Source organism: Streptomyces sp. P17 (assembly GCF_032436805.1).
Lineage (GTDB): Bacteria > Actinomycetota > Actinomycetes > Streptomycetales > Streptomycetaceae > Streptomyces.
Genome location: NZ_JAVRBF010000062.1, coordinates 15,483 through 38,002 on the forward strand (window position 1 = coordinate 15,483; position 22,520 = coordinate 38,002).

Annotated in this window: 28 protein-coding genes; 13 read left to right on the forward strand and 15 right to left on the reverse strand. The window is 70.8% G+C overall.

The genetic code is table 11. The features are described 5' to 3' along the window. Positions 1 to 77: 77 nt before the first annotated feature. A complete protein-coding gene (locus RMT89_RS32065; RefSeq protein WP_315887282.1) occupies positions 78 to 515 on the reverse strand; it encodes a DUF4442 domain-containing protein in 438 nt (145 codons plus the stop codon). A gap of 190 nt (positions 516 to 705) precedes the next feature. Between RMT89_RS32065 and RMT89_RS32070 the strand changes: the two genes are divergently transcribed. Together RMT89_RS32070 and RMT89_RS32075 are read left to right on the forward strand one after the other, a co-directional pair. After that, on the forward strand, positions 706 to 1,707 hold the full coding sequence (locus RMT89_RS32070) for a hypothetical protein (protein ID WP_315887245.1): 1,002 nt from the start codon (positions 706 to 708) through the stop codon (positions 1,705 to 1,707). Between the two features lie 37 nt (positions 1,708 to 1,744). Next, positions 1,745 to 3,070, forward strand: a complete 1,326-nt coding sequence (locus tag RMT89_RS32075) for an MFS transporter (protein ID WP_315887246.1) — start codon at positions 1,745 to 1,747, stop codon at positions 3,068 to 3,070. On the opposite strand, the gene RMT89_RS32080 is transcribed toward RMT89_RS32075, so the two are convergent. The 3 genes from RMT89_RS32080 to RMT89_RS32090 form a co-directional block, all read right to left on the reverse strand. Next, positions 3,032 to 3,871: a fused MFS/spermidine synthase gene (locus tag RMT89_RS32080; protein ID WP_315887247.1), complete on the reverse strand. Its 840-nt coding sequence runs from the start codon at positions 3,869 to 3,871 to the stop codon at positions 3,032 to 3,034. The genes RMT89_RS32075 and RMT89_RS32080 overlap by 39 nt on opposite strands. A gap of 87 nt (positions 3,872 to 3,958) precedes the next feature. Beyond that, entirely contained in the window at positions 3,959 to 5,134 is a 1,176-nt protein-coding gene (tuf, locus tag RMT89_RS32085) for an elongation factor Tu (RefSeq protein WP_315887248.1), read from the reverse strand. Positions 5,135 to 5,386: 252 nt separating this feature from the next. Next, positions 5,387 to 6,109, reverse strand: coding sequence for a DNA alkylation repair protein (locus RMT89_RS32090; RefSeq protein ID WP_315887249.1), 723 nt, complete (start codon positions 6,107 to 6,109; stop codon positions 5,387 to 5,389). A 49-nt stretch (positions 6,110 to 6,158) separates the two neighbouring features. Between RMT89_RS32090 and RMT89_RS32095 the strand changes: the two genes are divergently transcribed. From RMT89_RS32095 to lnt, 5 genes are all read left to right on the forward strand, one after another. Next, positions 6,159 to 6,908, forward strand: coding sequence for a TVP38/TMEM64 family protein (locus RMT89_RS32095; protein WP_315887250.1), 750 nt, complete (start codon positions 6,159 to 6,161; stop codon positions 6,906 to 6,908). 365 nt (positions 6,909 to 7,273) lie between these two features. Beyond that, positions 7,274 to 8,149: an undecaprenyl-diphosphate phosphatase gene (locus RMT89_RS32100; protein WP_315887251.1), complete on the forward strand. Its 876-nt coding sequence runs from the start codon at positions 7,274 to 7,276 to the stop codon at positions 8,147 to 8,149. Between the two features lie 90 nt (positions 8,150 to 8,239). Then, a complete protein-coding gene (locus tag RMT89_RS32105) occupies positions 8,240 to 8,419 on the forward strand; it encodes a hypothetical protein (RefSeq protein ID WP_315887252.1) in 180 nt (59 codons plus the stop codon). Between the two features lie 55 nt (positions 8,420 to 8,474). After that, positions 8,475 to 8,942, forward strand: a complete 468-nt coding sequence (locus RMT89_RS32110; RefSeq protein WP_315887253.1) for a nuclear transport factor 2 family protein — start codon at positions 8,475 to 8,477, stop codon at positions 8,940 to 8,942. Positions 8,943 to 9,019: 77 nt separating this feature from the next. Beyond that, the gene (gene lnt / locus RMT89_RS32115; RefSeq protein ID WP_315887254.1) at positions 9,020 to 10,594 is read left to right on the forward strand and encodes an apolipoprotein N-acyltransferase; all 1,575 of its coding nucleotides are present in this window, start codon (positions 9,020 to 9,022) and stop codon (positions 10,592 to 10,594) included. On the opposite strand, the gene RMT89_RS32120 is transcribed toward lnt, so the two are convergent. From RMT89_RS32120 to RMT89_RS46105, 3 genes are read right to left on the reverse strand one after another with little or no spacing between them, the layout of a single operon-like run. Continuing rightward, positions 10,518 to 11,423 (reverse strand): Gfo/Idh/MocA family oxidoreductase, encoded by a 906-nt coding sequence (locus tag RMT89_RS32120; RefSeq protein WP_315887255.1) that lies wholly within the window; start codon positions 11,421 to 11,423, stop codon positions 10,518 to 10,520. The genes lnt and RMT89_RS32120 overlap by 77 nt on opposite strands. 9 nt (positions 11,424 to 11,432) lie before the next feature. Beyond that, a complete protein-coding gene (locus tag RMT89_RS46100; RefSeq protein ID WP_399498504.1) occupies positions 11,433 to 12,062 on the reverse strand; it encodes an FAD-dependent monooxygenase in 630 nt (209 codons plus the stop codon). After that, positions 12,059 to 12,448, reverse strand: a complete 390-nt coding sequence (locus tag RMT89_RS46105; RefSeq protein ID WP_399498505.1) for a hypothetical protein — start codon at positions 12,446 to 12,448, stop codon at positions 12,059 to 12,061. Before RMT89_RS46105 ends, RMT89_RS46100 begins: the two co-directional genes overlap by 4 nt. Here RMT89_RS46105 and RMT89_RS32130 point away from each other — a divergent pair. The 3 genes from RMT89_RS32130 to RMT89_RS32140 all read left to right on the forward strand — a co-directional run bounded on the left by RMT89_RS32130 (position 12,396) and on the right by RMT89_RS32140 (position 14,117). Continuing rightward, positions 12,396 to 12,968: a TetR/AcrR family transcriptional regulator gene (locus RMT89_RS32130; protein ID WP_399498506.1), complete on the forward strand. Its 573-nt coding sequence runs from the start codon at positions 12,396 to 12,398 to the stop codon at positions 12,966 to 12,968. The two genes, RMT89_RS46105 and RMT89_RS32130, sit on opposite strands and share 53 nt — an antisense overlap. A gap of 41 nt (positions 12,969 to 13,009) precedes the next feature. Beyond that, positions 13,010 to 13,519, forward strand: coding sequence for a DinB family protein (locus tag RMT89_RS32135; protein WP_315887257.1), 510 nt, complete (start codon positions 13,010 to 13,012; stop codon positions 13,517 to 13,519). A gap of 112 nt (positions 13,520 to 13,631) precedes the next feature. After that, entirely contained in the window at positions 13,632 to 14,117 is a 486-nt protein-coding gene (locus RMT89_RS32140) for a hypothetical protein (RefSeq protein ID WP_315887258.1), read from the forward strand. Positions 14,118 to 14,120: 3 nt separating this feature from the next. Here RMT89_RS32140 and RMT89_RS32145 read toward each other — a convergent pair whose 3' ends face one another. The 5 genes from RMT89_RS32145 to fabG form a co-directional block, all read right to left on the reverse strand. Beyond that, positions 14,121 to 14,636 carry a hypothetical protein gene (locus RMT89_RS32145; RefSeq protein ID WP_315887259.1) on the reverse strand — a complete coding sequence of 172 codons (516 nt, stop codon included), beginning with the start codon at positions 14,634 to 14,636 and terminating at the stop codon, positions 14,121 to 14,123. A gap of 106 nt (positions 14,637 to 14,742) precedes the next feature. Beyond that, the gene (gene ung, locus RMT89_RS32150; RefSeq protein ID WP_315887260.1) at positions 14,743 to 15,426 is read right to left on the reverse strand and encodes a uracil-DNA glycosylase; all 684 of its coding nucleotides are present in this window, start codon (positions 15,424 to 15,426) and stop codon (positions 14,743 to 14,745) included. Between the two features lie 95 nt (positions 15,427 to 15,521). Further along, the gene (locus tag RMT89_RS32155; protein WP_315887261.1) at positions 15,522 to 17,105 is read right to left on the reverse strand and encodes an ABC transporter substrate-binding protein; all 1,584 of its coding nucleotides are present in this window, start codon (positions 17,103 to 17,105) and stop codon (positions 15,522 to 15,524) included. 209 nt (positions 17,106 to 17,314) lie between these two features. Next, a complete protein-coding gene (locus RMT89_RS32160; protein WP_315887262.1) occupies positions 17,315 to 18,073 on the reverse strand; it encodes an SDR family oxidoreductase in 759 nt (252 codons plus the stop codon). A gap of 11 nt (positions 18,074 to 18,084) precedes the next feature. Beyond that, positions 18,085 to 18,846 carry a 3-oxoacyl-ACP reductase FabG gene (gene fabG, locus RMT89_RS32165; RefSeq protein WP_315887263.1) on the reverse strand — a complete coding sequence of 254 codons (762 nt, stop codon included), beginning with the start codon at positions 18,844 to 18,846 and terminating at the stop codon, positions 18,085 to 18,087. Positions 18,847 to 19,119: 273 nt separating this feature from the next. On the opposite strand from fabG, the gene RMT89_RS32170 reads away from it, so the two are divergent. Further along, entirely contained in the window at positions 19,120 to 19,548 is a 429-nt protein-coding gene (locus RMT89_RS32170; protein WP_315887264.1) for an excalibur calcium-binding protein, read from the forward strand. 1 nt (position 19,549) lies between these two features. Here the strand turns inward: RMT89_RS32170 and RMT89_RS32175 are convergent, their stop codons facing one another. Both RMT89_RS32175 and RMT89_RS32180 read right to left on the reverse strand, forming a co-directional pair. Next, positions 19,550 to 19,966 carry a DUF3037 domain-containing protein gene (locus RMT89_RS32175; protein WP_315887265.1) on the reverse strand — a complete coding sequence of 139 codons (417 nt, stop codon included), beginning with the start codon at positions 19,964 to 19,966 and terminating at the stop codon, positions 19,550 to 19,552. Continuing rightward, positions 19,963 to 20,718, reverse strand: coding sequence for a HipA family kinase (locus tag RMT89_RS32180; protein ID WP_315887266.1), 756 nt, complete (start codon positions 20,716 to 20,718; stop codon positions 19,963 to 19,965). Before RMT89_RS32180 ends, RMT89_RS32175 begins: the two co-directional genes overlap by 4 nt. An 89-nt stretch (positions 20,719 to 20,807) precedes the next feature. Here RMT89_RS32180 and RMT89_RS32185 point away from each other — a divergent pair, with 89 nt between their 5' ends. Beyond that, complete coding sequence (locus RMT89_RS32185; RefSeq protein WP_315887267.1) at positions 20,808 to 21,236, forward strand: Rieske (2Fe-2S) protein; 429 nt, start codon at positions 20,808 to 20,810, stop codon at positions 21,234 to 21,236. Here RMT89_RS32185 and RMT89_RS32190 read toward each other — a convergent pair. Then, positions 21,223 to 21,861, reverse strand: coding sequence for a cysteine hydrolase (locus tag RMT89_RS32190; protein ID WP_315887268.1), 639 nt, complete (start codon positions 21,859 to 21,861; stop codon positions 21,223 to 21,225). The genes RMT89_RS32185 and RMT89_RS32190 overlap by 14 nt on opposite strands. Positions 21,862 to 21,996: 135 nt before the next feature. On the opposite strand from RMT89_RS32190, the gene RMT89_RS32195 reads away from it, so the two are divergent. Further along, positions 21,997 to 22,464: a pyridoxamine 5'-phosphate oxidase family protein gene (locus RMT89_RS32195; RefSeq protein ID WP_315887269.1), complete on the forward strand. Its 468-nt coding sequence runs from the start codon at positions 21,997 to 21,999 to the stop codon at positions 22,462 to 22,464. Positions 22,465 to 22,520 lie beyond the last annotated feature (56 nt).

The window sequence follows — 22,520 nt, forward strand, 5'->3', positions numbered from 1 at the left end:
ATTCGGCCTGCCCCCGGAAACAGCGAGGAGGGCCCCGATCGGAGCCCTCCACGAAACCCGCGTACGCGGGGACGTGCTCAGCTGTTGGGACGCAGGGTCCACACCACCGTCATCTCGGTCGTCACCGCGCCGTCCTCGCGCTGGATCGCCACGCTCACCGGGAACTCCGGACGCTTGCCCGCGTCGAGCTCGGCGACGACCTCGCCGATCGGCCGGCCCAGCGTCGCGGTGGCGGTGACCGGGCCGAGGGCGATCTTCTTGAACGCGATGTCCGCGGTGACCGGCAGCGGCACGGCCCGGGGCAGCTGGTCCCCGAAGGCCGCGAGCACGATGGCTCCGCTGGCGGACTCCCCCAGCGTGAACATCGCCCCGGCGTGCGGGCCGCCGACGTGGTTGCGGTACTCGCTCTGGTCCGGCAGGACCAGCACGGCCTTCTCCGGAGTGGTCTCCAGGTACTCCAGCTTCAGCGTCCGAACCATCGGCACCGTGGCGGCGAGCAACTCGCCGATCGACATCTGATCTGCGCTCATGGCGGCATGTTACCCACGAGTAGCCTCTGCTGGCCAGATTCGCGCCATGATCGTCGTATGGATGCGCCCCACGCCATGCCCGGCCGTGCCTCCGCCGGACCGCTCACTGTTTGCTACGTCCCTGACAAGGCCCGGTGACCGAATCGTGTCCCGGGCGCCGCTAGGGTTGCTGCCCATGTGGCCAGGACAGCAGCCGCCCGGGGGCGAGCAGAACCCGCAGCAGCAGAACAATCCGTACCAGCAGCCGGGGTACCAGCAGCCGAATCCGTACCAGCAGCCCGGCTATCAGCAGCCCAATCCCTATGGGCAGCAGCCGCAGTGGGGTGCGCCGACTCCGGCCGGGACCCCGGCGCCGCAGGGCGGTGGCGGCGGCAACCGGACCAAGCTGGTCGCGATCGTGGCGGCCACAGCCGTGGTCGTGGCCGCCGGTGTCACCGGGGCCCTGGTGCTGGGCGGCGACAAGGATGACAAGGCGGACGGCAAGGCGTCAGCGAGCCCGACCGTGAGCAAGTCGGCCGAGCCGAGCACCTCGGAGTCCGGTTCGGAAGACCCGCGCGGCGACGGGGAGCTGGCGCCGACCGTCGAGGGCTGGAAGGTCGTCGTCAACCCGCGCTTCGGCACGATGTTCGACGTGCCCGCCGACTGGGAGATCGACAACGCCGACACCAGCGTCGGCTTCGAGTGGGAGAACAAGGACGGCAAGCTCGACCGCTCGACCGTCACCGCCCCCGCCTACCTCAAGTCCAAGTGGTGCACGGAGGACTCCGACAAGGACGGCCGCACGGAGGACACCGCTCTGGTCACCGCCGGTACCCGCGGTGAGAACGGCGCGAAGGATCTCGACGAGGCCGCGGAGACCCGCGTGCCGTGGTGGATCTTCGGCGGGTACACCCAGCCGGACCGCAAGAGCGTGAAGTTCTCCAAGCCCAAGCCGTACACCACGGCCTCGGGCATCAAGGGCAGCGTCGCCACCGCCCGCTCGGAGAACACCCCGCAGAAGGGCAAGTGCGACAGCGAGGGCAAGGCGATCACCTTCGCGTTCGAGAACGGCGCGGGCGACTTCGTCACCTGGAACCTCTTCGGCGCCAAGGGCGTCAAGGAGGAGATCCCCGAGGCGACGATCCAGAAGATCCTGAGCACCGTGCGCCTCACCGAGAGCATGCCGACCGACACCTAGCCGCAGGTGGCGGGGCCGAACTTGCCCGGGAATGCATTTGGCAAGTCGGCCCCGCCGCGGCGATAGTCGCGAGGTGAAGCCCACCATCCCGCTCCGCCGCCCGGCCTGGGCAGGCCGCAACTACTCCCTGCTGACCGCGTCCGCGGTCGTGACCAACCTCGGCAGTCACGGTGCGCTCATCGCCGCCGCGTTCGCCGTGCTGGAGGCGGGCGGGAACGGCAGCGACGTGGGCTTGGTGGCGGCCGCACGGACACTCCCCCTGGTGCTGTTCCTGCTGATCGGCGGAGCCGTCGCGGACCGGCTGCCCCGGCACCGGGTGATGGTCGCGGCCAACGCCCTGAACTGCCTGTCGCAGGCCGCCTTCGCGGTGCTGGTCCTGACCGGTGAGCCGCGTCTGTGGCAGATGATGCTGCTGACCGCGCTCGGCGGCACCGGCCAGGCGTTCTTCTCCCCCGCGGCCGAGGGCATGCTGATGTCGTCGGTCAGCGGTGAACAGGTGAGCCGCGCGTTCGCGGTCTTCCGGATGGCCATGCAGGGCGCGGCCGTGGGCGGCGCCGCGCTGGGCGGTGCGATGGTCGCCGCGATCGGGCCCGGCTGGGTGCTCGCGGCGGACGCCGTCGCCTTCGCCGTCGCCGGGTCGCTGCGCGCCTTCCTCGACGTCGGCCATATCGCGCCGCGTGCGCCGGGCGGCGGTCTGCTCGCCGACCTGAGGGAGGGCTGGCAGGAGTTCACCGGCCGGCCATGGCTGTGGGCGGTCGTCGTGCAGTTCTCGATCGCGAACGCGGTGGTCGGCGCCGCGGACGCGGTCTACGGCCCCCTCGTCGCCCGGGACCACCTGGGCGGCGCCGGTCCCTGGGGCCTGGCCCTGGGCTTCTTCGGCGCGGGCACGGTCGCCGGCGCCCTGCTGATGACCCGCTGGAAGCCGCGCCGTCTGCTCCTCGCCGGCACCCTGTGCGTCTTCCCCCTGGCCCTGCCCTCCGCCGCCCTCGCGATCCCCACCTCGGCCGGTGTCCTGTGCGCGGTGATGTTCCTCACCGGCGTGACCCTGGAGGTGTTCGGCGTCAGCTGGATGACCGCGCTCCACCAGGAGATACCGGAGGACAAGCTGTCCCGGGTCTCCGCCTACGACTGGTTCGGCTCGGTCGCCCTGGTCCCGCTGACCACCGCTCTGGCGGGTCCGGCGGAGTCGGCGTTCGGGCGGACCTCGGCGCTGTGGGGCTGCGCCGTGCTGGTCGTCGTGGTCACGGCGGCGGTGCTGTGCGTACCGGACGTACGGAATCTGCGCCGCCGTACGAAACAGGTGACCGAGGCCTCCGCGCAGCCGTCAGCCGATGCTGAAAGCACCGTCGGGGGGCTCGGGTGACGGTACGGCGTCCTCGTCCCGCACGGGCCGCGCCCCGCCGATGAACTTCCGCAGACCCGGCCCGTGTTCGACCCGCGCCGGAAAGGCGTCCGAGGCGGTGAGCCGGGTCAGGGCGGCGAGGTCGGCGGGCTGGTGCGAGGCCACCAGCACGGCGTTCCCGAACCGCCGCCCGCGCAGCACCCCCGGTTCGGCGATCAACGCCAGCTCCTCGAACACGGCCGCGAAAGTGGCGAGTTGGGACCGCAGGAACGCGAACGGAGCGGCATCGGCGAGGTTGGCGAGATAGACCCCGGAGCCGCGCAACACGCGCTCGGCCTCACGGGCGTAGGCGAGGGACGTCAGATGCGCGGGAACCCGGGACCCCCCGAAGACATCGGCGACAAGTACGTCCACGGAGTCGGCGGGCGCGGCCTCGATCCAGGCCCGGGCGTCCGCCGAGTGCAGCGCGATCCCCTCGGGGACGGGTAGTTGTTCCACGACGAGTTCCAGCAGCCCCCGATCCGCCTCGACGACGTCCTGCCGTGCCCCTGGCCGGGTGGCGGCCACATACCGGGGCAGCGTGAGCGCACCGCCCCCGAGATGCAGCACGTCCAGCGCCTGCCCCGGATCGCCGACGACATCCAGCACATGCCCGAGCCGCCGCGCGTACTCGAACTCCAGATGGGTCGGCTCGTCGAGATCGACGTACGACTGGGGCGCCCCGTCGACGGTGAGCAGCCAGGCCCGTTCCCGGTCGACGTCGGGCATGAGCTTGGCGGTGCCGTGGTCGACGGCCCGGCTGACGGGGACAGGTTCGGTCACGTCCCCATTGTGCGGCGCGAAGACGCCGGGAAGGGGCGCGGGGAACTGCGCGACCAGCCACGACGGACCGGCAGTCCCCCACGCACCTCAAGCGGCAATCACACTGGTCACGGTCCCCGCGCCAACGGTCCGCCCACCCTCACGGATGGCGAATCCAAGCCCGGGCTCCAAGGGAACCTCACGCCCCAGGTCGACGGTCATGGTCACCGTCTCCCCAGGTCCAGCCACGCCCACCTCACCGAGATCGATGTCCCCGACCACATCCGCCGTACGGATGTAGAACTGCGGCCGATACCCCGTGGACACAGCGGTCGTACGACCACCTTCACGTGCCGACAGCACATGGACCCGCGCCGTGAAGCGGCGACGCGGAACCACACTCCCCGGCGCGGCCACCACATGCCCCCGTCGAACGGCGTCCCGAGGAACCCCTCGCAGCAGCAACGCCACGTTGTCCCCGGCCTGCGCCTCCTCCATCGGCTTGCCGAAGGTCTCGACACCGGTGACGACGGTCTCGACACCGGCCCCGAGCACATCGACCCGGTCACCGACCCGTACCGTGCCCCGCTCGACGGCGCCCGTCACGACGGTCCCCCGACCGGTGATGGTCAGCACGTTCTCGACGGGCAGCAGAAACGGCGCGTCCACATAGCGCTCCGGCATGGGGACGTACGTGTCCACCGCGTCCAGCAGTGCCTCGATGGACGCCGTCCACTTCGGGTCCCCCTCCAGGGCCTTCAGTCCCGAGACCCGTACGACAGGCGCGGTGTCACCTCCGTACCCGTGCGCGGTGAGCAGGTCGCGTACCTCCAGCTCGACCAGTTCCACGAGCTCCTCGTCCGCCGCGTCCACCTTGTTCAGCGCGACGACCACGTGGTCCACGCCCACCTGCCGGGCGAGCAGCACGTGTTCGGCGGTCTGCGGCATGATCCCGTCGAGCGCGGAGACGACGAGGATCGCCCCGTCGAGCTGCGCGGCGCCGGTGACCATGTTCTTGACGTAGTCGGCGTGGCCCGGCATGTCGACGTGGGCGTAGTGCCGGGTGTCGGTCTCGTACTCGACGTGCGCGATGTTGATGGTGATGCCGCGCGCGGCCTCCTCCGGGGCGCGGTCGATGCGGTCGAACGGCACGAAGGTGCCGCTGCCGCGCTCGGCGAGGACCTTGGTGATGGCGGCGGTCAGGGTGGTCTTGCCGTGGTCGACATGGCCCATCGTGCCGATGTTGAGATGCGGTTTGGTGCGGACGTAAGCCGTCTTGGACATGGCGGTACCTCGAAGCGTCGGAAGTGGCGGTGGGACCCCGGGGACTGGCCGACCCTCCCCCTGCGGGGTCCGCCGGACGATCCGGAGAGGGTCAGCTTCGGGCGCCGTCGACTGCGGCCGGGAAGACGAGGACGGCAGCCTTCGGGGCATCCGCGACTGCGGATGCTGCGAGGACGAAGGCGTGCCGGAACATGACGCCGATCATCGTCGACGCGATGTCCGGCGTCGAATGGTTTTCGCCGGTACGGGACCTCAGGCGCCGACGTTCTTGAGTGCCTCCCGCACCGACAGCGGCGCGAAGCGTCCCTCCTCCCGCGCGAGGAAGTGCCGTACGGCGTCCGGGTGGGTCTTGGCGTACTCGCGCAGCGCCCAGCCGATCGCCTTGCGGACGAAGAAGTCGGGGTGGCCGGACTGGCGCAGGCAGTAGGTGAAGAGGCGCTCGGTGTCGGTGCGTTGCTTGTAGCGCAGTTGGTGGAGCAGGGCCGTGCGGACGATCCAGAGGTCGTCGTCCGTGCTCCAGGCGTCCATCTCGGCGGTGAGCTCGGGGTCGGCGGCGACGAGCGCGCCGACGACATGGACGGCGAGCAGGTCGACGGTGTCCCACCAGGCGACGGTGGAGACCAGGTGCCGGGTCACGGGGAGGAAGGCGGAGGAGCAGCGTCCGGCGTGGCGGCGCAGATAGTCCACGGCGAAGTAGTGGTACTCGCGCTCGGGCAGCCGCCAGCAGCGCAGGGCCACGGCCGTGCAGTCGGCCTCGTCGGGCCGGGGTGTCCCCTCGACGACCGTGCGGAACAGGGAGCGGCGCACGGGTGTGGTGAGGCCGAGGAAGGGGGCCACGTCTTTCATGTACGCCCGCATGGGCCCGGCCCGTTCCGGATCGGCCGCGGCGCCGTAGGCGGTGGTGAGCCGTTCCAGCAGGGTGTCGGCGAGAGCGCTGTGGGGGATGTCCAGGGTTCTCGCGCCTGTCACGCTCATGAGACGAACCATACGGCGATCACACATAATTGTCGGTTAGTGTCACCGGATGCTCGATGCCACCACCCGCTCTGGGGGCACGGCCACGGAACTCGCTGTTTCCGTACCCGCACCCACACCCATGGGCTTCGCCGCGCGCTGTACCAGAGCACTGCTCTCGCCGTGGTCGCGGCTCTCTCTGCTGGTCGCCCTGCTCGCCTCGGCCGCGGTCGCCGTGCTGATCTTCGAACCGCAGCGGCTGCTGTCGGACGGCTGGCCACCGCAGGTGAGCGGTGCCGCGGCGACGGTGGTGTTCGCGGTGGCCTACGGGCTGTGCGCGGTCGCGTTCGTGCCACGGCCACTGCTCAGTCTCGGGGCGGGCGCGCTCTTCGGATCCCAGCTGGGCCTCGCCGCCTCCCTCGCGGGGACGGTGCTCGGGGCGGGGCTCGCCTTCGGGCTCGGCCGGCTCCTCGGGCAGGAGGCGTTGCGCCCGCTGCTGCGGGGCCGCTGGCTGAAGGCGGTGGACGGGCAGCTCTCCCGGCACGGCTTCCGCTCGATGCTGGCGGTGCGGCTCTTCCCCGGGGTGCCGTTCTGGGCGGCGAACTACTGCGCCGCCGTCTCCCGCATGGGCTATCTGCCGTTCCTGCTGGCGACGGCGCTCGGCTCGATCCCGAACACCGCCGCCTACGTCGTGGCCGGCGCCCGTGCCTCGGCGCCGACCTCACCGGCCTTCCTGATCGCGCTGGCCTCTATCGCCGTACCCGCTCTCGCGGGCGTGGTGGTGGCCTGGCGCAAGCGCCACCACCTGCGCGCGCGCTGATCCGCTACACCGACTCCAGGATCATCGCGTTGGCGAGGCCGCCCGCCTCGCACATCGTCTCTCGTCCTCGCCCCGATCTGCAGCTGCCGCATCCGGCCGCCCGCACCGGCCCCGTGCACCAGGACCAGGGGCGGACCGGAGCCGTCCCCCACGCGCGCGTGGACGACGTCGACCCCGCTGACCCGCACCGTTGCCATGAATCCAGGCTAGCCATGGGCAGGGGCGGCCGCTCTGTGCGAAACCCCCGTGCCAGGGCCGTCGTCGAGGGGCGCTACGCTGCCCTCGACCACTGTGATCACCGTGCCGGCGTGGCGCGGTGTGCCTGTTCGCGCCTACCGCCATCAGCACTTGGACGTCGTAACTTCATGTCTTGGTTTGAATCCCTCATCCTCGGACTCGTCCAGGGGCTGACCGAATTCCTCCCCGTGTCCTCCAGCGCGCACCTGCGGCTGACCGCGGCGTTCTCCGGCTGGGACGACCCGGGCGCGGCCTTCACCGCGGTCACCCAGATCGGTACGGAAGCGGCCGTGCTGATCTACTTCCGCAAGGACATCGGGCGGATCGTCCTGGCGTGGTCCAAATCGCTGACGAACAAGGCGATGCGCCGCGACCACGACGCCCAGATGGGCTGGCTGGTGATCGTCGGCTCGATCCCGATCGGTGTCCTCGGAGTGACGCTGAAGGACCAGATCGAGGGTCCCTTCCGCGATCTGCGCATCACCGCGACCATGCTGATCGTCGTCGGCATCATCATCGGCATCGCCGACCGCATGGCGGCCCGCGACGAGAGCGGGGGCCGGCACCGTGCGGCCAAGCAGCGCAAGGAACTTCAGGACCTCAACGTCCGTGACGGACTGATCTTCGGCCTCTGCCAGTCCGCGGCACTGATCCCGGGCGTCTCCCGGTCCGGCGCCACCATCAGTGGCGGCCTGTTCATGGGCTACACCCGCGAGTCGGCGGCCCGCTACTCCTTCCTCCTCGCGATCCCCGCGGTCCTCGCCTCCGGTCTGTTCGAACTCAAGGGCGCGATGGAGGGCGGCCATGTCTCCTGGGGCCCGACGGTCTTCGCGACGGTCATCGCCTTCTTGACCGGATATGCCGTCATCGCTTGGTTCATGAAGTTCATCTCGACCAAGAGCTTCATGCCGTTCGTCTGGTACCGGATCGCCCTCGGCATCCTGATCATCGTGCTGGTGGCCACCGGCGCGCTGAGCCCGGATGCAGGCGAGTCCGCGAACTGACAACGTCCCGGAAAGTCCGTGACCCATCACATACGGGATGCGTAGCCGTTCGGTAGCGCAGTGTCAGTTCTTGCCCCTAGGCTTGGCGCCATGGCCCCCGATTCCTTAGCCCATGGTTCCGTGCGCTCTGCCGCCGAGGTGAACGAGCAGATCCGCGCCCTGTGGGTGCGCGCGGGCTGCACCCTGTCGGCGCAAGAGCGTGCGGAGTACGAACTGCTGGTGGTCGAATGGGCGGCCGCGATCCGCAGTGAGGTCATCGAGGCGGCCTAGGGGATGTCGCCGCACGCCTCTTGGCGTCGTTCGCCCCATGCCCAACACTGAGCCGATGACGCAGCGTGTGGAGCTCGCGACCGTGATGGACCGGCTGGCCGTCGACGGTCTGATCACCGAGTACGCGGTGGCGGTCGACGACGGTGACTGGGACGCGTACCACGGGCTCTTCGCCCCCGACGGGCGCGCGGACTACCGTTCGGCGGGCGGCATCGAGGGCGACGCCCGGCAGGTCGCCGACTGGCTCGCCGAGAGCATGCGGCTGTTCGCGATGTGCCAGCACCTCATCGTCAACCGCCGACTCCGCTTCGGGATCCTGGACCAGGACACCGGCGACACCGCCCACGTCCAGGCGGACTACGTCAACCCGATGCGCCTGGCCCACGACGGCGAGGGCTCGGCCGCCCCCGACTTCGTCTGCGGCGGCCGCTACACCTTCGGCCTGACCCGCACGGACGACGGCTGGCGGATCGGCCAGGTCGTCGTACGGGAGAAGTGGCGGCGGCTGCCCGCGACACGATGATCGATCCGGTACGGGCGCTCTGTTCCCGGATCGATCTCAGCGCGCACACTGGAGGGACCACGGGCAGGGAGGCGCGTATGCAGAGGTTCGGCCACTGGCTCGTCACTCCGTGGCGGCGGTCACTCGTCGCCGTGCTGGCCGGGGCCCTGCCCGTGCTCGCCTTCCCGGCCCCCTCGCTGTGGTGGTTCGCCTATGTCGCCCTGGTCCCCTGGATCCTCCTGCTGCGGACCGCCCCGACCGGACGCCGGGCGCTGTACGACGGCTGGTGCGGCGGCCTCGGGTTCATGCTGGCCATGCACCACTGGCTGCTGCCGAACCTGCATGTCTTCATCTTCGTCCTCGCGGCGCTGCTCGGTGCCCTGTGGGCCCCGTGGGGATGGCTGGTGCGCCACTTCCTCGCCGGGACACCAGGACCCGGCCGGATCGCGGCCGCCCTCGCGGTCCTGCCGTCGGGCTGGCTGCTGGTGGAGCTGGTCCGTTCCTGGGAGGGGCTCGGCGGCCCCTGGGGGATGCTCGGCGCCAGCCAGTGGCAGGTGGAGGCGGCGCTGCGGCTCGCCTCGGTCGGCGGGGTCTGGCTGCTCAGCTTCCTGGCGGTGGCGCTCAATGTCGCGGTCGCCACGCTCGTCGCGGTCCGCGGCGCCCGCGTCCCCGCCGTGGCCGGACTGGTCGCCACGGCCACCGTCACCTCAGCGGTCTGGGTATGGTCTCCCCGACCGGACACCGAGGGCCGGACCCGTATCGCCGTGGTCCAGCCGGGCGTCATTCACGGCGACGACAGCGGCGACCGGCGCTTCGCTGCGGAGGAGCGGCTCACCCGCGAACTGATCGGCCAGGACCTGGACCTGATCGTCTGGGGGGAGAGCAGCGTCGGTTTCGACCTGGCGCGCCGCCCCGACCTGGCGACGCGGCTCGCCGCGCTCTCGCGCGAGACCGGCGCCGACATCCTCGTCAACGTCGACGCCCGACGCTCCGACAAGCCCGGCATCTACAAGAGTTCGGTCCTGGTCGGCCCCGACGGCCTGACGGGCGCCCGCTACGACAAGATGCGGCTCGTCCCCTTCGGTGAGTACGTTCCGGCCCGCTCCCTGCTCGGCTGGGCGACCTCGGTCGGCAAGGCTGCCGGCGAGGACCGGGGGCGCGGCTCCGAACAGGTCGTGATGACAGTCGGCAACAGCCTCCGCGTAGGCCCCATGATCTGCTTCGAGTCGGCGTTCCCCGACATGAGCCGCCATCTCGCCGAGGACGGCGCCGAGGTGCTCGTCGCCCAGTCGGCGACATCGACGTTCCAGCAGAGCTGGGCCCCCGAACAGCACGCCTCACTGGCCGCCCTGCGCGCCGCCGAGACGGGCCGCCCGATGGTGCACTCGACGCTGACGGGCGTGTCCGCCGTGTACGACGCGAGCGGACAGCGCGTCGGCTCCTGGCTCGCCACGAGCGTGAAGACGGCCCAGGTGTACGACGTCCCGCTCTCTGACGGCACCACGCCCTACGTACGGTTCGGCGACTGGCCCATGAAGGCGGCGCTGCTGATCCTCGCCGCCTGGTGCGCCGCGAAGGGCGTACGGACCCTCAGGGTCAGGCGGCCCGCTCCTGGACCGCGCGTACCACCCGCTCGCACAACTCATGAGTCGCCAACGCGTCCCGGGCACTGAGCACCTTGCCCGCGCGCACCGCGTCCAGGAACGCCAGCACCGCCTGCTCGATCCCGCGCTGCCGGGCCACGGGCACCCAGTCGCCGCGCCGGCGCACGGTCGGCTGCCCCTTGTGGTCGATCACCTCGGCGAGGTTGAGCACCTGACGCTTGGTGTCCTGCCCGGACACCTCCAGGATCTCCTCGGCCGAGCCGCTGAGCCGGTTCATCACCCCGAGAGCGGTGAACCCGTCGCCGGCAAGCTGCAGCACGACATGGTGCAGCAGACCGCCCTCGGTCCGGGCCCGCACGGTCACGTCGTCCACCGGCCCCGGCACCAGGAACCGCAGCGTGTCCACGACATGGATGAAGTCGTCCAGGATCATCGTGCGCGGCTCCTCCGGGAGCCCGATCCGGTTCTTCTGCATGAGGATCAGCTCGCGCGGATGGTCGGCGCACTGCGCGTACCCGGGGGCGTAGCGCCGGTTGAAGCCGACGGCGAGGCTCGTCCCGTGCCGCTCAGCGAGCTCCACGAGCCGCTCGGACTCGGCGAGTTCGTACGCCAGCGGCTTGTCGACGTACGTCGGCACGCCCGCCTTGAGCAGCCGGGTCACGATCTCCGGGTGGACGACGGTGGGCGCGTGCACGAAGGCCGCGTCGAGGCCCTGGGCGAGCAGGGAGTCGAGGTCGGTGTGGCGCTGCTCCGCCGGGAGGTGGAGGGTGTCGGCGACCCGGTGGAGGGTGGCGGGCGTGCGGGTCTGCAGATGCAGTTCGACACCGACCTGGTGGCCGAGCACGGGCAGGTAGGCCTTCTGCGCGATATCGCCGAGTCCGATGCAGCCGACCTTCACTGGTGCTCCCTACGGTGTGCCTGGGTGTGACACGACGGAAGCATACGGCGGCTGCTGTGGCCGCCAGTCGGCGATGCCGTCGAAGCTGCGCAGGAAGAGCGCGGGTCCGGCCTTGGACACAGCGGCGATCAGGGTGTTGCGTACGGCGATCCCGGCACGGTTGGTCATCACGTTGAGCCGGGCCACCCTGACGGACTGGCGCGCGATGCCCGTCGTGCGCGGCACCCGCGCCGCGGTGTACGCCGGGAGATCACCGGCATGGTGGGCCAGCACGATCGCGTCCTCGATCGCCTGGTTGCCGCCCTGGCCCAGCATCGGCGGCATGGCGTGCGCCGCGTCGCCGATCAGGGCCACCCGGCCGTGGTGGAAGGCGGGCAGCGGCTCGGCGAGGTGGTGGACGTCATGTCTGAGGACGTCCTCGGGGCGGGCTGCGGCGAGGATCTCGGGGATCGGGCGGTGCCAGTCGCCGTAGCGGCGCAGCAGTGCGGCCCGCTCGTCGTCGGGGGCGCGCTCCCCGGCGGGCGCCAGGGCTGCCGCGTACGCGTACACGCGGCCGTCCTTGAGCGGATGCGAGCCCCAGATACGGCCCCGGCCCCACGTCTCGTGCGAGGCGAACTCCACGCCGGGGACGGGGATCACGACCCGCCAGGTGGTGAACCCGGAGTTCCCGGCTCCGGGGTGGTCCGGGAACAGCGCCTTGCGTACGGCGGAGTTCCCGGCTCCGGGGTGGTCCGGGAACAGCGCCTTGCGTACGGCGGAGTACCCGGCTCCGGGGTGGTCCGGGAACAGCGCCTTGCGTACGGCGGAGTGATGCCGTCGGCGGCCACGACCAGCTCGGCCTCCAACTCACCGTCCGGGGTGTTCACGCGGGCCAGGCGGTCGGCGGTGCCGGGATCGGTGCCGGGGTCGGCGACGGTCGCGGTGACGCCCGTGCGGACGGTGCCCGGCGGGAGGGCCGCTGCCAGGCTGGTGATGAGGGTGGCCCGGTGGAGCAGGACCAGGGGGCCGCCGAAGCGTTCCGCCACGGCGGCGGCGTCGGTGCGCGAGAGCCACCGTCCGGACGGGGTGCGCAGTCCCCCGTCGCCCTGCCAGGCGGCCAGGTCGCGGACGCAGGCGCTGCTGGAGCCGGCGGTACGACGGCTCGCCGAGCGCGAGGCGCGCGTACTGGCCCTTGAGGAGATGCCGGATCCGCGTGGCGGCCGGGACTCCCTGGTGGACGGACTCGCCCTGGCGACGCACCGCTCCCTGACCCACAACCGCGAACTGACCCTCGCCCGCTACGAACTGGCACTGGAGGCCACCCGACGCCCCGAACTGCGCGCCTACTTCGACGCGACGGGCGCCCGCTTCCGCCAACAGCTCGGCGCCTTGGTGACCGCGCTGGGATCGACCGACCCGGGCCGGCATGTGCTGTCGCTGGTGGCGTGGGCGGACGGGCTGATGTTCTCCTGCGTGGCCGGTTCCTTCAACGCCGAGGCGCCGAGCCTGGACGAGGTGCGGGCCGGACTGCGCGAGTTGCTCGACGGGATGTTCGGACCGCCGTAAAACCGCTGGTCGCTCAGGGCGGGTTGGGCAAGGATGCGCCCATGACCACTGAACGCCTCGAACCCTCCCTCACCGCCGACGAGCGCTCCATGCTGGACGGCTGGCTCGACTACCACCGGCAGACCCTCGCGTGGAAGTGCGAGGGCCTGACCGACGCCCAGCTCAGGACCGCCTCCGTGGAGCCGTCGGAGCTGACCCTGATGGGGCTGGTGCGGCACATGGCGGAGGTGGAGCGGTACTGGTTCCACGAGGTCCTCCTCGACGAGGATCTCGGAGTGCTGTACTCCTCCGAGGAGGACCGGGACGGCGACTTCCACTTCTCCGACTCGGACAGCTGGGAAGAGGCGCACACCACCTGGCAGGCCGAGATGGACAGGGCTCGGCGCAACACCGCGGGGCTCGGCCTGAACGACCTCTCCAAGGGCACGAGCCGGCCCGGTGAGCGCTTCAACCTGCGCTGGATCTACACGCACATGATCGAGGAGTACGCCCGCCACAACGGCCATGCCGACCTGGTGCGCGAGCGCATCTACGGGTCCACCGGCGACTGAGGTCACCCTCGGCGGGCACGCGGCCTCCGTACGAGGGCGGAGATCACCCCTGCGGGGCATCCTGCGCTTGTCCGCTGTCCCGAAGAGGTCCCGAACCAGCAGAGTTGCCCGGGTGCATCGAACGACGACCACCACAGCGCTCCTGGTCAGCGTGGCTGTCTCGGCCCTCGCGGGCTGTGTGACGGTCCAGCGCCCGCCCGTGTCGGGGCCGGTCCGGGCCCCCGCCCAGCCGTCCGCGCCCCAGCAGGACGGCCGGGCGGAGCCGCAGATCGTGCAGGCGCCGGCCCAGGAGGCGCTGGAACTCATCGGCCCACCCCGCCGCACTGAGCACAAGCCACCAGCGACCCAGCGGCCCACTCAGTCGGCCCCCGCACCGGCGGCCCCGCCCGCGCCGCCCCCGACCCCCCGCAGCCACCCGCGCCCGGCGCACCCGCGCCCAGAAGAACGCCCCGCTCCCCCGCGCTCCCGGGTCGAGATCCCGGACGTCACGGAGTCGGTGCGCAAGAACACGGATGTGTGCGCCCTGGGCAAGAAGTACGGCGGCTGGCGCAAGGACAGCCCGGAGGCGAGAATCTGCGAGCGGACGTACGGGCGTTGACCGTCAGGGCCGCTGTCTCGGCGGCCCCCAGCCACTGGAGGAGTCCCCCTCCCCCAGCCGCAGCTCCAGCCGGCTGATCGCCGCCCGCACCCCGTCCCCGTAACTGTCCTCGGCGAGCGCGTCGGCCGCCGTACGAGCCCGGCGCAGATGCGTCCGCGCCGCCTCCGAGCGACCCAGCTTCACATAGTCCGCGGCCAGGTTCAGATGCAGGGACGGATACAGCGCCCGCACCGCGAGCGCCCCCTCGTGTTCGGCGAGGCGGTCGCCGGTCAGTTCCTCCGCCGCGGTCAACGCCCTGAGGTCCCAGGCGAGTTCGTCGCCCGGTTCGTCCTGGGTGTCGGCCAGGTAGTGGGCCAGGGTGCAGCGGTGCAGCGGGTCGCCGTCCTCGCCGATCTCGGCCCACAGATCGAGAAAGCGGTGCCGGGCCTCCTCGCGGTCCCCCGCGTGATGCAACATGACGACCTGCCCGATCCGTGTCATCACGGCATCCGGCGCCGTCCGCTCCTGTCGCTCCGCCACCGCGTCCTCCACACCCTCACCAGCCCTGGTCGCCCCCGACGCTAACCGCAGGCACTGACAATCCCGGCGAGGCGGGGCCGTCCCGAGGGAGCGGCCCCGCACCAGGTCAGCCCAGGTTCGGCAGGCGCCAGTCGATCGGCTCGTGGCCCTGCGCCGCGACCGCCTCGTTGATCTGCGTGAACGGACGGGAGCCGAAGAACTTCTTGGCCGACAGCGGCGAGGGGTGCGCGCCCTTGACCACCGCATGCCGGGACTCGTCGATCAGCGGGAGCTTCTTCTGCGCGTAGTTGCCCCACAGCACGAACACCGCCGGGTCGGGCCGGCCGGCCACCGCGCGGATCACGGCGTCGGTGAACTTCTCCCAGCCCTTGCCCTTGTGGGAGTTGGCCTCACCGGCGCGGACCGTGAGAACCGCGTTGAGCAGCAGGACGCCCTGCTGGGCCCACGGCATCAGATAGCCGTTGTCCGGGACCTCCAGGCCCAGCTCCTGCTCCATCTCCTTGTAGATGTTGCGCAGCGAGGGCGGGGTCTTCACCCCGGGCCGGACCGAGAAGCACAGGCCGTGGCCCTGCCCCTCGCCGTGGTACGGGTCCTGACCGAGGATCAGGACCTTCACCCCGTCGAAGGGCGTCGCGTCCAGCGCGGCGAAGACCTCCTCGCGCGGAGGGTAGACGGGACCCTTCGCTCGCTCGTCCTCGACGAACTCCGTCAGCTCCTTGAAGTAGGGCTGCTGCAGTTCGTCGCCCAGAACCCCGCGCCAGGACTCGGGCAGCATGGCGATGTCGGTCACGTCAACTTCCTTCGGTGTGCGGTCACTACGACGTGCGTCGCTTCCTGACCACAGAACCTACCGGCGACCACTGACAACGCGCCCCGAGGACGGGCCTACCAGCTGGTCTTGCGGTACAGGGAGCCCATCGTCATGATCGTCGACGGGTCCAGCGCCCGCTCCGCTCCGGAGATGTCGTTGTTGGCCGCCACGTACTGCCTCCCCTGCCACAGGGGGATCAGCCGGGCGTCCTTGACGAGGATCTTCTGCGCCTCCTCGAACTCCTTCTCCACCTTGGCGCGGTCGCTCTCCCGGCGGGAGCGGGGCAGCAGCTCGCCGGTGATCTCAGGGGCCGGGTAGGGCGTACCGAGGGCGTTCTGGTCGCCGACGAAGGGGGCGATGAAGTTGTCGGCGTCGGGGAAGTCGGGGGACCAACCGCGGCCGAACACCGGGTACTCGCCCTTCTGGTAGCCCGTGACGTACGTCTTCCAGGGGCGGCTCTTGAGGGTGATCTCGAACAGCCCGGAGGCTTCCAGCTGCCTCTTGATCTCCTCGAACTCCGCCTTGGTCTCGGAGCCGTAGCGGTCGGTCGTGTACCAGAGCTGGAGCGGAACCGGCTCGGTGATGCCGTCCTCGGAGAGGATCTGCCGGGCCTTGGAGGTGCTGGGCTGGCCGTAGTCGTCGAAGAAGCCGGTGGTGTGGCCGGTCAGGCCCTTGGGAACCATGGAGTACAGCGGCTCCACGGTGTCCTTGTAGACCTTGTTGGCGATGGCCGGACGGTCCAGGACCTGGGCGAGGGCCTTGCGGACGGCGGGCTTGGCGGCCCAGGGGTCCTTGGGGTTGAAGACCAGGTAGCTGATCTGGGTGCTGGCGCTCTCGACGACCTGGAAGTCCTTCTTCGCCTCGTACGTCTGGAGCTTGATGATGTCGTCGGCCGCGATGCCGCGGAACGCGACGTCGAGCTCGCTCTGGCGCAGCGCGCCGATCATCTCGCCCGAGTCCTGGAAGTAGCGGATGGTGACGGCGCTGTTCTTGCGCTCCGCGTATCCGTCGTAGCTGTCGTTGCGGACCAGCTCGGCCTGCTTGCCGTCCTCGTACGCCTGGAGCGTGTAGGGCCCGGATCCGACGACCTGGCCGTCCTCGCGCAGTTTGTCGGCCGGGTAGCTGTCCGGGTCGACGATCGACATGGCGGGGGTGGCGAGCACGAACGGGAAGGTGGCGTCCGGCTTGTTGAGATGGAAGACGATCTCTCGGTCGCCCAGCGCCTGGACCCGGTCGAGGCTGCCCAGCAGACCGGTGGGACCGCCGTTGACGTTGATGTCCCGGATCCGGTCGATCGAGTACTTGACGGCCTGCGCGTCCAGGGTGCTGCCGTCGGAGAACTCCAGGCCCTCGCGCAGCTCGCAGCGGTAGGCCGTGTTGGTGTTGTCGGTGAACGCGCACTTCTCGGCCGCGTCCGGCTCGGGCACGGTCGCCCCGGCGGGGTAACTGAGCAGCGTCTGGTAGATGTTGCGGAACAGTTCCCAGGAGCTGTCCCACGACGCGGCGGGATCCAGCGTGCTCGGCGCACTGGTGGTGCCCACGACGATCGGCCCCCCCTCCTCCGAGGAGTCCGAGGAGAGGATTCCGCATCCTGTCATCAGGGACGATATGGACGCGATGGCCGCCACCTGCCGCAGGCATCGGTTCCGGTTGAACACGCGCACGCTCCTCGATCTGCCATACCAAGGGTCGGCAGACCATACCGCAGAGATTGGCCGATTGAACCGGTGTCTCACGAGGGTTCTTGATCGATAAACCTTTGACTACGTTGTCAACGGTCTGCGAGTGCATGCGGTTTGGACGTGAGGACCGGCTCTGTCCGGATTCGGGCCCGTGCCCCCGCCGGGAGACACGGGCCCGACGTGTGTCAGCCGACGCCGGCGTTCAGGAAGATGCCGCCGTCGACGACGAGCGTCTGACCGGTGACCCAGTCGGACTGCTCGGAGGTGAGGAAGGCGGCGGCGCCCCCGATGTCGGAGGGCATACCGAGCCGGGCCAGCGGGTAGGCAGCGGCCGCCTCCGCCTCCCGGCCCTCGTACAGCGCCTCGGCGAACTTGGTCTTCACCACGGCCGGGGCGATGGCGTTGACCCGCACCTTGGGTGCGAACTCGTGCGCGAGCTGCTGGGTCAGGTTGATCATCGCGGCCTTGCTGACGCCGTAGGCGGCGATGAAGGGCGAGGGCGCGATGCCCGCGACGGAGGCGATGTTGACGATCGCGCCGCCGTTGTCCTTCTGCCAGGCGTGCCAGGTCTTCTGCGCGAAGCCGAGCGCCGAGATCACATTGGTCTCGAACACCTTGCGGGCGACGTTCAGGTCCAGGTCGGCGATCGGCCCGAACACCGGGTTCGTACCGGCGTTGTTGACCAGGAAGTCGACGCGGCCGAAGGCGTCCATCGTGCGCTCCACGGCGAGGGCCTGGTGGGCCTCGTCATGGGCCTTGCCGGCGATGTAGACGGCGCGGTCGGAGCCGAGCCGCTCGACGGCCTCCTTGAGGGCGTCCTCGCCCCTGCCGGTGATGGCCACACGGTCGCCGCGCGCGACGAGCGCCTCGGCGACGCCGAATCCGATACCGCGGCTGCCGCCCGTGATCAGGGCGACCTTGCCGGAGAGTTCCACCGATGTCATGTTCTGATCCCCTAGTCGAGCGGTCCGCCGGCCACGTACAGCACCTGGCCGGAGACAAAGCCGGCGTCCTCGCCCGTGAAGAAGGCGATGGCGCCCGCGACGTCCTCGGGGTAGCCGACGCGCTGGACCGGGATCTGGGTGGCGGCCGCGGCCTTGAAGTCCTCGAAGCCCATGCCCACGCGCTCGGCGGTGGCCGCCGTCATGTCGGTGGCGATGAAGCCGGGGGCGACGGCGTTGGCGGTGACACCGAACTTGCCGAGCTCGATGGCGAGGGTCTTGGTGAAGCCCTGCATACCCGCCTTGGCGGCGGAGTAGTTGACCTGGCCGCGGTTGCCGAGCGCGGAGGACGAGGAGAGGTTGACGATCCGGCCGAACTTCGCGTCCACCATGTGCTTCTGGCAGGCCTTCGACATCAGGAAGGCGCCGCGCAGATGCACGTTCATGACGGTGTCCCAGTCGGAGACGCTCATCTTGAACAGCAGGTTGTCGCGCAGCACGCCCGCGTTGTTCACGAGGATCACCGGCGCGCCGAGCTCCTCGGCGATACGCGCGACGGCCGCCTCGACCTGCGCCTCGTCGGAAACATCGCAGCCGACCGCGAGGGCCTTGCCGCCCGCCGCGGTGATCTTCTCCACGGTGTCCTTGCAGGCCGCCTCGTCGAGGTCGACGACGGCGACCGCGCGGCCCTCGGCGGCCAGGCGTACGGCGGTGGCGGCGCCGATACCGCGCGCTGCGCCGGTGACTACGGCGACCCGCTGGTCAGTGGTGGACATGGCTGCTTCTCCTCGCCCTTGGGGGTGCGGCTCCACGGCCGGCTCATCGGTGAGCGACCGCTTAGTACCTTCAGCAGACGTGACGCTAGAAGCCCTGACACGCGGTGTCAACGGCACCCCGCCACGTGTGATCCATTACCTGGTCCCCGCAGCCGCCATCCTCCCGCGCTCCTCGGGCCGGGGCACCCGATCGGCCCCTCTCCACGCGTCCCCGTGCGAGGCCGGACCTAGCGTCGACCAAGGGCCACGCCGTGGCCGGAAAGGAGGCGCACCATGCGCCGTCACACCGCTGCCGCCGGCACGCTGATCGCCATAGCCGCGATCGTGCCGCTGGCCGACATCGCCCACGCACAGGACCTGGACTGTCGCAACTTCACCTTCCAGGAGGACGCACAGGCCGAGTACAACCGCGACCCCAGTGATCCGCACGGACTCGACGAGGACCAGGGGCCGGACGACGGCATCGCCTGTGAGGTGCTGCCCCGGCGCGGCACCGCCGCCAGTACCGTCAGGCCCGCCACCCCCACCCCCGCCGCCACTGCCGCCCCCACCGCCACCGCCAGCCCGACGCTCGGTGTCCGCGGTGGCCTGGGCGGCGCCGCCGACTCCGGTTTCAGCGGGTGGGAGACCGCGGCCGGGATCGCCTTCGTCACCGGCGGTGCCGTCGCGGCCGGCTACGTGGTGAAGCGCCGCCGCGCCTGAGTCACCGTACGAGCAGGTCCAGGAGCCGTTCCGGCTCTGCCGCCGGGTCGGTGGTGAGGCCGGTGTGGACCGGGCCGGGCTGGACGATCGTGGAGCGGGGGGCGATGAGCCAGCGGAAGCGGCGGCCCGCGTCGTCCGATCCCGCCTGACCTGCGGCTTCGCCGCCGGAGCAGATGCGTTCCACCGCACCGAGCGCCGCCCGTACACCGGCCAGATCGACCTCCGGGTCCAGGGCCAGCAGGCGGGTCTCGTCGAGGTGGGTGCGCGCGCCGACGTACCCCTTGGCGCGGCAGTAGACCAGCACCCCGGCGTTGATGCACTCGCCGCGCTCGACGCGCGGCACGACGCGCAGGACGGCGTACTCGAAGACCTCGCGGTCGCTCGGGCCCCCCTTGATGAAGTGGCGGTCGTCGCTCACTTGGTGCCCTCGATTCGCTCGTGGATGACGGCGGCCCGGGCCAGCAGCGGGCGCGTGTAGGCCCGCCTGAGGTCGTCCGGGGTGTCGAAGCCGGGTTCGCCGGCCAGCCATGCGTCGGGGATCTCGGCGGTGACCTCGGCGAGCAGGTCCTCGGTGACAAGGGGCGCCAACTCGGCGGCGGCCGTGGCCACATCGGGGCCGAAGGGGGCGAGGGCGTGGTCGGAGGCGTCGTAGGACCGGGCCGCGGAGGCCTCGGCGCCGGGCCAGTTGTGCTGCCAGATCATGGTGGCGCCGTGGTCGATGAGCCACAGGTCGCCGTGCCACATCAGCAGGTTGGGGTTGCGCCAGGAGCGGTCGACGTTGTTGACCAGGGCGTCGAACCAGACGATCCGCCCGGCCTCCTCGGGGCTCACCGGGAAGGCGAGCGGGTCGAAGCCGAGCGCGCCGGACAGGAAGTCCATGCCCAGGTTGGTGCCGCCGCTGGCCCTGAGCAGCTCCTGCACCTGCTGTTCGGGTTCCCCGAGCCCGATCACCGGGTCGAGTCCCATCGTCACGAGCCGGGGCATCCGGAACCCCAGCCGGCGCGCGAGCTCCCCGCACACCACCTCGGCGACCAGCGTCTTGCGGCCCTGCCCCGCGCCGCGGAACTTCATGACGTACGTCCCGAGGTCGTCGGCCTCGACGAGTCCCGGCAGCGAGCCCCCCTCACGCAGCGGCGTGATGAACCGGGTCGCGATGACTTCCTTGAGCATCGCCCCAGGTTACTGGCGCTCTGAACGGCGGACGCGCGCCGCCCGTACCTGTGGGCGCAAGGCGTACCTCCGTGGAAGGGAAGACCGGCATGACCAGCGAACCGCTCCACCCCGTCGCGGCCCCGAGCCGCCGTACCGTCGTGGCGGCGGTCGGCGCCGTGGGCCTCACCTTCGCGCTGAACGCGTGCGGGTCGGAGGACGAGGATTCAGCCGGGGCGTCCGGGTCCGCCGGGACCGTTGTCGCGCAGACCTCGGACATCCCCGAGGGCGGCGGAAAGATCCTCGACGACCACAAGGTGGTCGTCACCCAGCCGACGGCGGGAACCTTCAAGGCATTCTCGTACGAGTGCACCCATCAGGGGTGCCCGGTGACGGGTGTCTCCGACGGCGCCATCACCTGCCCCTGTCACAACAGCCGGTTCTCCATCGAGGACGGCAGTGTGCAGAAGGGGCCCGCCACCAAGCCGCTGCCCGCGCGGGAGGTCTCCGTGGACGGGGAGTCGATCACGCTGGCCTGACCCGGAGGGCGGCCAGCAGGTCGGCCGTGGTGGTCAGCGTGGCGACCAGCGCGAGGGTGTGGCGGATCATGGCGGGGGTGTACTCGGAGGGCACCCCGGCTATCGCGTCGGTGGGCACCACGGCGGTGTAGCCGCGGTTGACGGCGTCGAACACGGCGTTGGGGATCGCCACATTGGCCGAGACCCCGGTCACCACCAGGGTGCGGCAGCCCAGATTGCGCAGCAGGGCGTCGACGTCGGTGCCCTGGATCGGCGACAGGCCGTGCAGCCGCCGTACGACGAAGTCCTCCTCGGTGACCTCGATCGGGGCGGCGACACGGACCGCGGTGGTGCCGGACAACTGCTGGACGGGGAGCCGTTCGGCGGCGCGGAACAGACGGGCGTTGCGGTTCGCGCCGCGGCCGTCGGGGCGGCGCTCGGCGATCGCGTGGATCACCTGGATCCCGCAGGCGTGGGCGCCGGCCACCAACCGGGCCACATTGGCGAGGACACCGGAGGAGCGGGCCTCCTTGGCGAGTTCGGGCAGGGCGCTGGCCGGTCCGACCACCCCCTGCTGGCACTCGACGGTGAGCAGCACGGTGGTGGCGGGATCGAGCAGTTCGCGAAGCTGGTCGTACGACGGCACGGTTCCCCCTTGTCGCAGGCGGTCCGGAGCGGGCGAGAGTAGCCACCATTGCGCGTGGACGGAAGACGACCCATTCTTTTCTGACGTGATGTCAGAGGATCTCCTCTGGCACGACGTGGGAGAAGAGGGGGACGCATGACCGTCACTCAGCGCCGGGGCCGGAAGATCATGATGACACCGGGTGAGCTGGACGAGTTCCTGGCCACTCAGCGCACCTGCCGGGTGGCCACGGTGTCGGCGGACGGCGCACCGCATGTGAGCACCCTGTGGTTCGCCTGGGACGGCACGTCACTGTGGCTCTACTCGGTGGTGCGCAGCAGGCGTTGGACCCAGCTGCGGCGCGACCAGCGGGTGGCCGTCGTGGTCGACACGGGCGAGGAGTACGACGAGCTGCGCGGCGTCGAGCTGTCCGGGACCGTGGAGTTCGTGGGCGAGATCCCGCGCACCGGGGAGCTGTGCGCCGAACTCGACGTGCCGGAGACGCTGTTCGCGCGCAAGAACTTCGGTCTGGAGGAGATGCCGCACGACGGCCGGCACGCGTGGATGCGGCTGACCCCGGAGAAGATTGTGTCCTGGGACTTCAGAAAGCTGGGGTCGCGCTGAGCGGCCCTCGCGCGCTCGGCCACGGTTCGGCGGCCCACCAAGGGGCGCGGGACCGT

What these genes read in the sequence shown, in the direction of transcription:
- RMT89_RS32070 (WP_315887245.1), top strand. Translation starts at nt 706, where the DNA reads ATGTGGCCAGGACAGCAGCCGCCCGGGGGCGAGCAGAACCCGCAGCAG.
- RMT89_RS32100 (WP_315887251.1), top strand. Translation starts at nt 7,274, where the DNA reads ATGTCTTGGTTTGAATCCCTCATCCTCGGACTCGTCCAGGGGCTGACC.
- RMT89_RS32160 (WP_315887262.1), bottom strand. Translation starts at nt 18,073, where the DNA reads ATGACATCGGTGGAACTCTCCGGCAAGGTCGCCCTGATCACGGGCGGC.
- RMT89_RS32065 (WP_315887282.1), bottom strand. Translation starts at nt 515, where the DNA reads ATGTCGATCGGCGAGTTGCTCGCCGCCACGGTGCCGATGGTTCGGACG.
- RMT89_RS32180 (WP_315887266.1), bottom strand. Translation starts at nt 20,718, where the DNA reads ATGCTCAAGGAAGTCATCGCGACCCGGTTCATCACGCCGCTGCGTGAG.
- RMT89_RS32135 (WP_315887257.1), top strand. Translation starts at nt 13,010, where the DNA reads ATGACCACTGAACGCCTCGAACCCTCCCTCACCGCCGACGAGCGCTCC.
- RMT89_RS32095 (WP_315887250.1), top strand. Translation starts at nt 6,159, where the DNA reads ATGCTCGATGCCACCACCCGCTCTGGGGGCACGGCCACGGAACTCGCT.
- fabG (WP_315887263.1), bottom strand. Translation starts at nt 18,846, where the DNA reads ATGTCCACCACTGACCAGCGGGTCGCCGTAGTCACCGGCGCAGCGCGC.
- RMT89_RS32130 (WP_399498506.1), top strand. Translation starts at nt 12,396, where the DNA reads ATGAGGGTGGCCCGGTGGAGCAGGACCAGGGGGCCGCCGAAGCGTTCC.
- RMT89_RS32195 (WP_315887269.1), top strand. Translation starts at nt 21,997, where the DNA reads ATGACCGTCACTCAGCGCCGGGGCCGGAAGATCATGATGACACCGGGT.
- RMT89_RS32110 (WP_315887253.1), top strand. Translation starts at nt 8,475, where the DNA reads ATGACGCAGCGTGTGGAGCTCGCGACCGTGATGGACCGGCTGGCCGTC.
- RMT89_RS32090 (WP_315887249.1), bottom strand. Translation starts at nt 6,109, where the DNA reads ATGAGCGTGACAGGCGCGAGAACCCTGGACATCCCCCACAGCGCTCTC.
- lnt (WP_315887254.1), top strand. Translation starts at nt 9,020, where the DNA reads ATGCAGAGGTTCGGCCACTGGCTCGTCACTCCGTGGCGGCGGTCACTC.
- RMT89_RS32170 (WP_315887264.1), top strand. Translation starts at nt 19,120, where the DNA reads ATGCGCCGTCACACCGCTGCCGCCGGCACGCTGATCGCCATAGCCGCG.
- RMT89_RS32185 (WP_315887267.1), top strand. Translation starts at nt 20,808, where the DNA reads ATGACCAGCGAACCGCTCCACCCCGTCGCGGCCCCGAGCCGCCGTACC.
- RMT89_RS32105 (WP_315887252.1), top strand. Translation starts at nt 8,240, where the DNA reads ATGGCCCCCGATTCCTTAGCCCATGGTTCCGTGCGCTCTGCCGCCGAG.
- tuf (WP_315887248.1), bottom strand. Translation starts at nt 5,134, where the DNA reads ATGTCCAAGACGGCTTACGTCCGCACCAAACCGCATCTCAACATCGGC.